The sequence below is a fragment of the Pedobacter sp. AC379 genome (genome assembly GCF_979258145.1).
In genome coordinates, this window is the sequence record NZ_OZ409839.1 from 5,109,908 (window position 1) to 5,122,108 (window position 12,201).

Annotated in this window: 7 protein-coding genes; 6 read left to right on the forward strand and 1 reads right to left on the reverse strand. The window is 37.9% G+C overall.

Features of this window, described 5'->3' with window-relative positions:
- The first annotated feature begins 346 nt into the window (after positions 1-346).
- From ACZZZW_RS22030 to ACZZZW_RS22055, 6 genes are all read left to right on the forward strand, one after another.
- Positions 347-3,358, forward strand: coding sequence for a SusC/RagA family TonB-linked outer membrane protein (locus ACZZZW_RS22030; RefSeq protein WP_463496553.1), 3,012 nt, complete (start codon positions 347-349; stop codon positions 3,356-3,358).
- 11 nt (positions 3,359-3,369) lie between these two features.
- Positions 3,370-4,842 (forward strand): RagB/SusD family nutrient uptake outer membrane protein, encoded by a 1,473-nt coding sequence (locus ACZZZW_RS22035; protein WP_463496555.1) that lies wholly within the window; start codon positions 3,370-3,372, stop codon positions 4,840-4,842.
- Positions 4,843-4,906: 64 nt separating this feature from the next.
- Positions 4,907-6,286 (forward strand): glucoamylase family protein, encoded by a 1,380-nt coding sequence (locus ACZZZW_RS22040; protein WP_463496557.1) that lies wholly within the window; start codon positions 4,907-4,909, stop codon positions 6,284-6,286.
- 15 nt (positions 6,287-6,301) lie between these two features.
- Positions 6,302-8,047 (forward strand): discoidin domain-containing protein, encoded by a 1,746-nt coding sequence (locus ACZZZW_RS22045; protein WP_463496559.1) that lies wholly within the window; start codon positions 6,302-6,304, stop codon positions 8,045-8,047.
- Between the two features lie 147 nt (positions 8,048-8,194).
- Complete coding sequence (gene bglX / locus ACZZZW_RS22050) at positions 8,195-10,492, forward strand: beta-glucosidase BglX (RefSeq protein WP_463496561.1); 2,298 nt, start codon at positions 8,195-8,197, stop codon at positions 10,490-10,492.
- Positions 10,493-10,694: 202 nt separating this feature from the next.
- Positions 10,695-11,474, forward strand: a complete 780-nt coding sequence (locus ACZZZW_RS22055; RefSeq protein WP_055912422.1) for a carboxylesterase family protein — start codon at positions 10,695-10,697, stop codon at positions 11,472-11,474.
- 46 nt (positions 11,475-11,520) lie between these two features.
- On the opposite strand, the gene ACZZZW_RS22060 is transcribed toward ACZZZW_RS22055, so the two are convergent.
- Complete coding sequence (locus ACZZZW_RS22060; protein ID WP_463496564.1) at positions 11,521-12,084, reverse strand: transposase; 564 nt, start codon at positions 12,082-12,084, stop codon at positions 11,521-11,523.
- Positions 12,085-12,201 lie beyond the last annotated feature (117 nt).

Here is a 12,201-nt window from a genome sequence, read left to right on the forward strand (position 1 = left end):
TTTTAAAAGCAAAAACTTAATCAGAGTAGCACGGAAAAATTTGTGCGAAAAACGCTTTTTGCGGATTATTTGCTATTAAACTTCAAAACAGCACTACATCATTACCTCTCATACCGGATTTCTACGCCCCACAAATTACTTAGTGTTATTTGTACACTTAATGATATGTTAATATTATGTTAAAATCCAATAAAACTGTGTTTTTGACCTAAAATGGCATTTGGTTTAATCGTTAACTAAACCAAATTGGATTTCATGATGTATTAATGTAGAGGTAGAAACACTTGCACATCACCAAAAACAACCTCACATTTAACTAACAATTAAACTAAATTTATAATAAAGCATGAAAAGAATCTTTACAAGAATTTCTGTTCTCGCTGCATTTTGTTTGCTAACAATTAACGTAGCATTTGCGCAAAACATTACCATAAAAGGTAAGGTAATTGATGGGGGTGATAAAACACCTTTACCTGGCGTAACTATTTTAGTGAAGGGCACACAAACTGGCACGCAAACAGATGTAAACGGCGGCTACTCCATTAGCGTGCCGGCTAATGCCACATTAGTATTTAACTTTGTAGGCTATACAGCACTTGAGCAGGCTGTAAATAATCAAACTACCCTTAATGTATCCCTAGCATCATCAACACAACAATTAGAGCAGGTTGTGGTTGTGGGTTATGGTACGCAAAGAAAAATTGATGTTACAGGATCTGTAGCTTCAGTAAAGGGAGAAGATATTTCAAAACAGATTTCAACAAATCCTGTTGGTGCATTACAGGGTAAAGTAGCAGGTGTTTCCATTACCAATACTGGTACGCCAGGAGGTTCACCAACCATCACCATCAGAGGTACCGGTACCATTTATGGTAAAACAGTACCATTATATGTAGTAGATGGTGTATGGTATGATGATATTAACTTTTTAAATCCTTCTGACATTGCCAATATTAGTATTTTAAAAGATGCTTCTGCGCAATCTATTTATGGTATCAGGGCTGCCAATGGTGTAGTTCTGGTAACAACAAATAAAGGTAAAAAAGGTGATGCAGTAATCAATTACAATGGTACCGTGGGTTTCCAGAAGGTGACTAACAAGGTTGAAATGGCAAATGCTTCAGAATATGCTACTGCAGTAAATGAGGCTTACGCACTTCAAACCCCTGCTGTTGCTCCATTATTTTCAAATACCAACCTTGGAGAAGGAACCAACTGGTATGATGTAGTTTTAAGAGATGCTTTGATTACCAATCACCAGCTTTCTGTTAGTGGTGGAAGTGAAAAATCTACTTATAACCTATCTTTAGGTTATTTGGATCAGGATGGAATTGTTAAAAACAACAATTATAAAAGGTATACAGCCCGATTATCAAATGACTTCCAAATTTTCAAACCATTAAAAATTGGATATAATGTAACAGCAGCTTCAAGCAAGTCTAAAGATGCACCATCATCTATATTCAGGGCCTTATATGCAGCATCTCCTGTTGTTCCGGTATTTAATGCTGATGGAACTTATGGCGATCCTAATGCGTTTAACTTGGGTAATGGCAGTAACATGAATCCTCAAGCTACATTGGATTTCTTTAATCAGCAAACCACAAAATACAAGGTTACCGGAAATATATTTGCAGAGTTGAAGTTCTTGAAAGACTTCACATTTAAAACAAGCTTTGGTGGTGATTTTAGTCAGGACGAAGTTCGAGGTTATATTCCGGTGTATAAAGCAAGCAATACCCAACAAAATACCAATAGTAAATTGGATATTGATCGTGTTGAAAACAGAAACTGGATTATAGAAAACACCTTAACTTACGATAAAAAGTGGAACGACCACAGTTTAACAGTGTTGGTAGGACAAACTGCCCAGCGTAATAAAATGTATACGATCAATGCAGATGCATTAAACGTTCCTTATTCATCAGAAGGAGATTTGTATTTAGCACTTGGTGACGCGTCTACCAGAAACGTTACAGATTTAGGTGAATTATCAACCTTTGCTTCATATTTTGGAAGAGTTAATTATTCTTATAAAAACAGGTATTTATTAAATGCCTCTATAAGAAGAGATGGTGCTTCACAGTTTTATGGCACGAATAACTTATGGGGGAATTTCCCTTCTATTGGTGCAGGATGGGTGATCAGTAATGAGGAATTCATGAAAGATCAAAAAATATTCAGCAATTTAAAACTTAGAGGAAGCTGGGGTAAAGTAGGAAATGCTGGTGTCCCAATTAACCCTACAGTATTAAGAGTAGATCAGAGTCCTGGATATATTGCCTTTTTTAATGGCATTCCTTATACCGGTGCCAGTATTGATTCATTTGTTCCACCAACATTATATTGGGAAAGAAGTGCAGGTACTGATATTGGCTTAGAAATGGGTTTTCTGAATAACAGATTAACTATCGAAACAGATTATTATAACAGAAAAACTGAGCAATCAATATTTGATATTCCAATATTAGGAAATACAGGTGCTGAAACCCCAACTCTTATTGCAAATCAGGCAGATATCCAAAACCGAGGCTTTGAATTTTCTGCAACTTGGGCTGATAAAACAGACGGCGGGTTTACTTATTCCATCAGTGGAAATGTTGGCATGAATGAAAATAAAGTGATCAACGTAACATCTGGAGCGAATCCAATTTACAGAGGAGGCGCAGGATTAACCAGCGGATACTTATCAACCAGAACAGTAAATAATCGTCCGATTGGTGAGTTTTATGGTTATCAGGTTGAAGGAGTTTTCCAAACAGATGCTGAAGCCGCAGCTTGGCCAGGTTTTAAAAGAGGCGATTTTAAATACGCTGATACTAATGGCGATGGCGTGATTGATTTAAGAGACAGGGTAGTACTTGGAAATCCAAATCCTAAATTTACCTATGGTGTAAACACTAATTTTGCCTATAAAAATTTTGATTTAACATTAGATATTCAAGGCGTTGCTGATGTAAGTGTATATAACGCGAATTTGGGTAACCGTTTCGGTAATGAGAATTTCACTAAAGATTTTATCAACAACCGTTGGACGGGTGCTGGAACATCTAATACATACTCATCTGCTGATTTAGCTGGTGGATTAAATAATGCACCAAATTCTTTCTATGTAGAAAAAGGTGACTATATCCGGTTAAGAAATATCCAACTTGGTTATACATTACCAAGCGCCATAAGCAGTAAAATGAAAATGCAGCGCTTAAGAGTATTTGCAAATGCCCAAAATGCACTTAACATCTTCGGATACAAAGGCTTTAGCCCTGAAGTTGGTGGAGCACCTACAAATGCAGGCATAGATACTAACGTTTATCCATTATTCGCAACGTATAATTTCGGCGTTAACGTAACTTTCTAATCGACATCAAAATGAAAAAAAATATAAATATACAATCATGCGTAATTGCAGCCGCGCTTGGCGCAATGCTCTTTACAGCATCATGTAAAAAGGAATTTTTAAATGTTCCCCCTCAAGGTCAACAGCCTTCTGCTACGTTTTGGCAAAACCAGGATGATGCCTTAAAAGGTGTAAATGCAATTTATGCTAATTTACGCAGCTGGAACAATGTAGCCTTTAATGCAATTGCTATAGAAAGTACCGGATCTGACGAAGCCGATAAAGGTAGTACACCTACAGATGCAACCTTTTTCAATCTGTATGATCAGTTTACGGTTACCGCTACACATGGCACCTTACAGGATTTCTGGACAGGTCAGTATCAAAACATTAATCTTTGCAACCAGGTATTGGATAATGTTCCAAATATCAATATGGATGCCGCACTTAAAGCCAGATATTTAGCTGAAGCAAAATTTATTAGGGCATATTCTTACTTTAGACTTGTAAGAGCTTATGGAAGAGTTCCTTTAAGACTAACAGTGCCTAAAGAAAATACCGAATTTAATATTCCACAAGCTGAGAAAGCTGCGGTATATGCTCAAATTGAAAAAGACCTGACAGAAGCAGCTGCTGTATTACCACAATCATACGGTTCTGCAGATTTAGGGAGAGCTACAAAAGGCGCAGCACTTGGCATGAAAGCTAAAGTTGCCATGTATCAAAACAAATGGGCAGATGTACTTGCACTTACCAACCAGGTAATGGGCTTAGGATATGATCTGTTTCCAGATTTTGAGAAAGGTTTCAGAACACAAAATGAAAATAATATTGAGTCTTTATTTGAAGTTCAGGCAGAATTATTACAGAGTAATGCAGATGCTTCAAATTCGCAATATAGCCAGGTTCAGGGTGTAGCCGGTGTTATGGGATGGGGTTTCAATACACCATCTGAGGCACTAGCAAATGCTTTTGAACCAGGAGATCCACGTAGAGATGCAACTATTTTATTTAAAGGAGAAACTACCCCTCAAGGCGATTTAGTCCCTACTACTGTACCTAACGAAAGATACAATCAAAAATCGTATGTTCCATTTGCAACACGGGTATCTGGCTTTAACGAAGGTGCGCAACAGAATTTCAGGGTATTGAGATTTGCCGATGTTCTTTTAATGAACGCAGAAGCTGCCAATGAATTGGGCAATCCTTCGCAAGCATTAACCTCACTAAACAGGGTACGTGCACGTGCAAGAGGTGGAAATAATAATATTCTTCCAAATGTTACCACCACAGATAAGGATGCATTGCGTCAAGCGATCTGGAAAGAAAGACAGGTTGAACTTGCAATGGAAAACGACCGTTACTTTGATGTCATACGTCAGGGAAGAGCAGCAACAGTTTTTGGTCCTAAAGGATGGAAAGCAAATAAAAATGAAGTTTGGCCAATTCCTCAGAATGAAATTGACTTAAGCGGTGGATTATTAAAACAAAATCCTGGCTATTAAAACTTGAATCTAAATAAAGGTTGTCGGCTAAAACCGACAGCCTTTATTTCCTTTGTTCCGTACCATGTCAAAAACATACCTAAAAAAAATCACTTTAATATTTGCAGCCACATTCGGCTCTTTTTTACTTGTAAGTGCTTGTTCAAAGCATAAAAACAGCAAATATAACCCTGATCTCACCATCAAGAAAAACCTGTCAGATGTTGAGTTATTGGATCTCGTTCAGAAACAAACCTTCCAATACTTTTGGGATGGAGCTGAGCCAACATCAGGTGCTGGCAGGGAGCGTTTTCACGTAGATAATGTTTATCCTGAAAATGATAAAAACACAGTTGCTACAGGGTCAACAGGTTTTGGGTTGATGGCTATTTTAAGTGGTATTGACAGAAACTACGTAACCAAACAGGAGGGTTTGGAAAGATTAAACAAAATATTGGATTTCCTATCCAAAGCAGATCGTTTTCATGGAGCCTGGTCTCACTGGATAAATGGAGAGACTGGAAAAGTACGTCCATTCGGACAAAAAGACAATGGAGGCGACTTAGTTGAAACTTCATTTGTGGCGCAGGCTTTAATCTGCATCAACGAATATTATAAAAATGGAACCGAACCTGAAAAAGCCCTGGCAAAAAAAGCAGATGAGCTTTGGAAAGGCATCGATTTTAATTGGTTCCGCAACGGGCAAAATGTATTGTACTGGCATTGGTCGCCAGAATACAACTGGGAAATGAACTTTCCCGTAAAAGGCTATAATGAATGTTTAATTATGTATGTTATGGCAGCCTCATCCCCTACCCATGGCGTTCCTGCCGAAGTGTACCACGAAGGTTGGGCAAGGAGTGGCGCAATTAAAGCAAATTTCGATCTGTATGGGCATCATATTCCATTAGATTATCAAGGTGCAAAAAATTCTGTGGGTCCGTTATTTTGGGCACATTACTCATATTTAGGCTTAAACCCGAAAGGTTTAAAAGATCGTTATGCTGATTATTGGCAAAATAATGTAAATCAAACATTGGCTATCCACGATTACTGTGTGGCCAATCCGAAGAAATTTAAAGGTTATGGTGAAAATAACTGGGGTTTAACCGCTAGCTATTCAGTAAAAGGTTATGCAGCCCATAGCCTTCAGGAAGATTTGGGCGTTATTTCTCCAACTGCTGCAATTTCATCTATACCTTATACTCCTAAAGAATCGATGAAGGTAATCAGACACCTTTATGAAGACCTTGGCGATAAAGTTTGGGGTAAATATGGCTTTTATGATGCCTTTTCTGAAACCGACAACTGGTACCCAAAAAGATATTTAGGCATAGATCAGGGACCAATGGTAGTGATGATCGAAAATTACAGATCAGGGCTGCTTTGGAAGTTATTTATGAAAAATACCGATGTAAAAAATGGCTTAACCAAACTCGGCTTTGAAAGCCCGGAAATAAAATAATTTAAAGCCCATAAAATGAGAAAAACTATACTTACAATTTTCTTTTTCACTTCATTTTTAGCGGTACTTGCTCAAAAACAGAAAACCTATTGTAACCCGATTAATATCGATTACGGTTATACACCTTTCGAATCTTTCACCGAGTGGGGAAAACATCGCGCAACTGCCGATCCTGTAATTGTAAATTATAAAGGGGATTTTTATCTTTTTAGTACCAACCAATGGGGTTACTGGCACAGTGCCGATATGCTGAACTGGAAATTTCACGAAAGAAAATTCCTTCGCCCATGGAATAAAACCAAAGATGAACTATGCGCACCTGGTGTAGGCATTGTTGGCGATACCATGGTTGTTTTTGGCAGCACGTATACCAAAAACTTCACCTTATGGGGAAGTACAGATCCTAAAGGCAATAAATGGTTCCCTTTGGTAGATTCTTTAGAAATTGGAGGTTGGGATCCATCATTCTTTACCGATGATGATGGCAAATTTTATATGTACAACGGAAGCAGCAACAATTATCCTATGTACGGGGTAGAATTAGACCGCAAAACTTTCCAGCCAAAGGGTACCCGTACACCAATGTATTTACTGGAGAGCTGGCGGTATGGCTGGCAACGTTTTGGAGAATATATGGACAATACCTTCCTTGATCCTTTTGCAGAAGGTGCCTGGATGACTAAACATAATGGCAAATATTACTTTCAATATGGTGCACCGGGAACGGAATTTAGTGGATATTCTGACGGAGTGGTAGTGGGCAACAAACCCTTGTTTTACGACAATCCATCTACTCCACAATCCGATCCCTTGAGCTATAAAGGAGGTGGTTTTTCAAGAGGTGCTGGTCATGGCGCCACATTTCAAGACAATAGCAAAAATTATTGGCACATTTCTACCAGTATCATCTGTGTAAAAAACACCTGGGAACGCAGAATTGGCATTTGGCCGACTGGTTTTGATAAAGATGATGTAATGTGGACCAACACCGCATTTGGCGATTACCCACTTTATTTACCTGCCGAAAGAAAAGAAGGTGACCCGGCAGGCCCAGGCTGGATGCTCATCAACTATAAAAAGCCAGTAACCGTTTCTTCAACATTAGGAAGTTTTAATGCCAATAACGCCGTTGATGAAAACATTAAAACGTATTGGAGCGCTAAAACAGCAAACAATGGCGAATGGATTCAGACTGATTTGGGTAGCCTGGCAACAGTTAATGCCATCCAGATCAATTATGCCGATCAGGATGCAGAATTTCTTGGTAAACAGACCGGGATTTTTCACCAATATAAAATCCTATCCTCCACTGATGGTAAAAAATGGACCACCCTGGTAGATAAAAGCCAAAATAAAACCGATGTACCACATGATTACATCGAGCTCCCAAACTCTGTAAAAACGAGGTTTATCAAAATGGTTAACATCCATATGCCTACAGGAAAATTTGCCATTAGCGGTTTACGCATTTTTGGTAACGGAAACGGAGAAAAACCAACTAAAGTGAAAAATCTGATTGTACTCCGCACAGAAAAAGATAAACGCAGTGCCTACATTAAATGGGAACCTGTAGATAATGCCTTTGCATACAACCTTTACTATGGCACAGCACCCGATAAGCTTTACAATTGTATCATGATACATGATTTTAACGAATACTGGTTTAAAGCAATGGACAGTCAAAAACCTTATTATTTTTCTATTGAGGCCATAAATGAGAATGGTGTATCGGCAAAAACTGAAGTGAAGAAGGTTGATTAAATAAACATTTTTATTTAGGCAAAGCTGGAAACACATACCAGCAAATTAATAAGAAATCACCCACAATCGTTTTGAACGGTTTGGAAATAACCAATCGTTTTAAACGATCAGTAAAATTTGATTAATAAAGAGTAAAACACACATATAATGAAGAGAGCGAATATCCTGGTTGTTTTTTTAACCCTGCTTGTGCTGAACGGATCGGCACAAAGCAAAAAACCTGTTTCGGCAGAAGATGCAAAGATGAATACTTTCATCAGCAACCTGATGGCGAAAATGACTGTTGATGAAAAAATCGGTCAGTTGAACTTACCAAGTTCTGGTGATATCACTACCGGACAAGCCAACAGCAGCGACATTTCTAAAAAAATTAAGGCCGGCCAAGTTGGTGGTTTATTTAATATCAAAGGTGTAGATAAGATTAAAGCTGTTCAAAAGATTGCAGTTGAAAATAGTCGCATGAAAATTCCATTACTTTTTGGAATGGATGTTATCCATGGCTACAACACTGTTTTCCCTATTCCTTTGGGAATGAGCTGCGTATGGGACATGAGTGTAGTTCAAAAATCAGCCAGGGTTGCCGCCATTGAAGCTAGTGCAAGTGGCATCAACTGGACATTTTCTCCGATGGTTGATATTTCCAGAGATCCACGATGGGGCCGCATTTCAGAAGGAAGTGGAGAAGATCCTTACCTTGGGTCACAAATTGCCGCAGCCATGGTAAAAGGTTATCAAGGAAAACTTCAGGCAAATAATGAAATTTTAGCCTGCGTAAAGCATTATGCACTTTACGGTGCTGCCGAAGCTGGTAGAGATTACAATACCACCGACATGAGTAAAGTACGCATGTACAACGAATATTTCCCTCCTTACAAAGCTGCGGTTGATGCAGGAGCGGCCAGTATAATGGCATCTTTTAATGAGGTTGATGGTATTCCGGCAACAGGGAGTAAATGGTTAATGACCGATGTTCTACGTAACCAATGGGGTTTTAAAGGCTTTGTGGTAACCGATTATACCGGTATACCTGAAATGATTGCGCACGGAATGGGCGATTTACAAACTGTTTCTGCCCTGGCCTTAAATGCTGGTGTTGATATGGATATGGTAGGCGAAGGGTTTTTGGGAACTTTAAAGAAATCGCTGGATGAGAAAAAAGTTGCTCTTGCCCAGATAGACAGGGCTTGCAGATTGGTGCTTCAGGCCAAATATAAATTGGGTTTGTTTACCGATCCTTATAAATTCTGTAACCCTGAAAGAGCAGAAAAAGAGGTTTTTAGTCCGGCTAACCGTCAGATTGCGCGTGAAGTTGCTTCAGAAAGTTTTGTATTGCTTAAAAACAACAACAATTTACTTCCTTTAAAAAAATCAGGTACAATTGGTTTAATCGGTCCATTAGCAGATAACACAGCCAATATGTATGGTACCTGGAGTGTGGCAGCACTTTTTGATAAATCGGTAACTGTGCTTCAGGGTTTAAAAAATGCCTTAGGTAACGATGCGAAAATTTTAACAGCTCGTGGTGCAAATTTCCTTGCAGATTCTACAATGGAGCACCGTTATGTAAACATCCACAACCCTACTTACAAACGCGATCCCCGCACTGAGGCCGAAATGATTAAAGAAGCTTTAGAGGTTGCCAAAAAATCAGATGTTATTGTGGCCACAATTGGTGAAGGTTCTGAATTTACCGGCGAAAGCAGCAGCGTAACTGATATTCAGATTCCTGAAACACAAAAAAACCTTTTAAAAGCGTTGGCAAAAACAGGTAAACCAATTGTTTTGGTGCTATTTACAGGTCGCCCGCTGGCCTTAAACTGGGAACAAGAAAATATTCCAGCAATATTGAATGTTTGGTTTCCGGGTAGCGAAGCTGGAAGTGCCATAGCAGATGTACTTTTTGGTGATGTTAATCCATCGGGAAAATTAAGTGCAACTTTTCCTCAAAATGTAGGTCAGGTACCGTTATATTATGCACATAAAAACACCGGTAGGCCATTGGCAGAAGGTAAATGGTTCGAAAAGTTCCGTTCCAACTATTTAGATGTAAGCAACGACCCTTTATATCCTTTCGGTTTTGGTTTAAGCTATACCACATTTGGCTACAGCAACATTACGCTAAGTTCGAACAGCTTAAGCAAAGGAAAATCAATCACTGCATCGGTTACCTTAAGCAATACAGGTAAATATGATGGTAAAGAGGTGGTTCAGCTATACATTCAGGATTTAGTGGGCAGTATTACCCGTCCGGTTAAAGAGTTGAAAGGATTCCAAAAGGTGAGTTTAAAAGCTGGAGAAAGCAAAAAGATCACTTTTAACATATCAGAAAATGACCTTAAATTTTACAATTCTGCATTAAAATTCGCAGCAGAACCCGGTGATTTTAAAGTATTTATAGGCACCAATTCAAAAGATGTAAAAGAAGCATCTTTCAGCCTGAAATAAAAATAATTAGGTTTGTTTATTAACCCTGTGCTATTGTAAAGTAGCCAGGGTTTTTTATTTTTGTTGAATGAAACCATCATAGTTTTACAAAATATACAATGGAATAACAAGTTATGATGAAGTCATTACCATTAAAATCAAGCCCGACTTGCAACCCATTATCCCATTAAAAATAATTAGCAACGCATTAATAACTAAACGGATGAAAAAGATATTTTTTACCATCTGCATTCTTTTTTCAGTACTTTTTTTAAACGCTCAAGACTTAAAAAAATACGACAGGGGAAGTTTCATAAAAGGAAAGGATTCGATTTATTACAGAGTTCTGTTTCCCGAAAATTTTAATCCCGATCAAAAATATCCGATTATTTTCTTTTTACATGGAAGCGGAGAGCGAGGTAATGATAATGACAGTCAGCTGGTGCATGGTGGTAAATTGTTCCTAAAAAGTGATGTACGCAAGAACTTTCCTGCCATTGTAGTTTTTCCTCAGTGCCCATCAAACGATTTTTGGGCAAATGCCAATTTCGATAAAGATGCCAGTGGCAAAAGGAAAATAAGTTTTGTTGAAGGTGGAAAACCAACCAAAATTATGCATGCGCTGCAAGGAATGGTTAAAGATTTCCTTAAAAAGCCTTATGTAAATAAAGAGCAGGTTTATGTGGGAGGCCTATCAATGGGCGGTATGGGCACTTACGAACTTTTAAGAAGAGAACGCCGTAAGTTTGCCGCAGCTATTGCCATTTGTGGTGGCGACAACACCAATAACATTAAAAAATACCAAAAAATACCACTTTGGATCTTCCATGGTGCAAAAGATGATATTGTAGACCCGGCATTCTCAATTGCCATTGCTGAACGTTTAAAAACAGTGGGAGATGAAGTGAAATTTACGCTTTACCCTACTGCTAACCACAACAGTTGGGATAGTACGTTTGCCGAACCTGAATTGTTAAGTTGGTTATTTTCGCATAAGAAATAGGAAGCAACCTCGCAGGTTTTAAAAATCTGCGAGGTCTAAAATAGCTTTAATCCTCAAGTTCATCGATTAATTGTTGATGTTTCCTTTCGTGATATTCTTTAAAAAAAGATAATCCTCCAAACCAATCAACAACATCATTTCTTTTTAAGGCAGTAAACTTATCTGACAAAATAATATTGTATGATGAATACGGATAGACTCTAAAATCCTCTAATAATTTATGTTTTTGAGGATTAGAGTGAATATAATAGATCAGTTCGGTGATATAAGATTCGTCCTCAATTTTCTTCCTTTTAAACCTTTCTTCAAAAAGTTTCCCAGTACGATCAAATCGTTTATTAAAGGCTTTGGCATAAGCATTGAATAAATTAGAAAAACTCTTTTCAATGCTCACAGTAATTTTATGTTCTTGTTTTATCCTAATTAAAAGATGAAAATGATTATTTAATAAACAGAAGGCAAAAACATCTGCTACAGGTAAAATATACTTCTTTAATAATTTCAGAAAGTAAAGGTAATTTGATTCCTCCCGAAATATGATTTCACGATTATTCCCTCTGTTATATACATGATAGTAAGTTTCACATTCTAAAGGAATTGTCTTAATCATTCCTAAACTTAAATAAATTCTCAGAAAAATCAAATATCTATATACTCAGACCTCGCAGGTTTTAAAAACCTGCGAGGTCTAACTGCCAAGAAAATAAAAAAGTCCCGTTATATACAA

What these genes read in the sequence shown, in the direction of transcription:
- ACZZZW_RS22035 (WP_463496555.1), top strand. Translation starts at nt 3,370, where the DNA reads ATGAAAAAAAATATAAATATACAATCATGCGTAATTGCAGCCGCGCTT.
- ACZZZW_RS22030 (WP_463496553.1), top strand. Translation starts at nt 347, where the DNA reads ATGAAAAGAATCTTTACAAGAATTTCTGTTCTCGCTGCATTTTGTTTG.
- ACZZZW_RS22040 (WP_463496557.1), top strand. Translation starts at nt 4,907, where the DNA reads ATGTCAAAAACATACCTAAAAAAAATCACTTTAATATTTGCAGCCACA.
- ACZZZW_RS22055 (WP_055912422.1), top strand. Translation starts at nt 10,695, where the DNA reads ATGAAAAAGATATTTTTTACCATCTGCATTCTTTTTTCAGTACTTTTT.
- ACZZZW_RS22045 (WP_463496559.1), top strand. Translation starts at nt 6,302, where the DNA reads ATGAGAAAAACTATACTTACAATTTTCTTTTTCACTTCATTTTTAGCG.
- ACZZZW_RS22060 (WP_463496564.1), bottom strand. Translation starts at nt 12,084, where the DNA reads ATGATTAAGACAATTCCTTTAGAATGTGAAACTTACTATCATGTATAT.
- bglX (WP_463496561.1), top strand. Translation starts at nt 8,195, where the DNA reads ATGAAGAGAGCGAATATCCTGGTTGTTTTTTTAACCCTGCTTGTGCTG.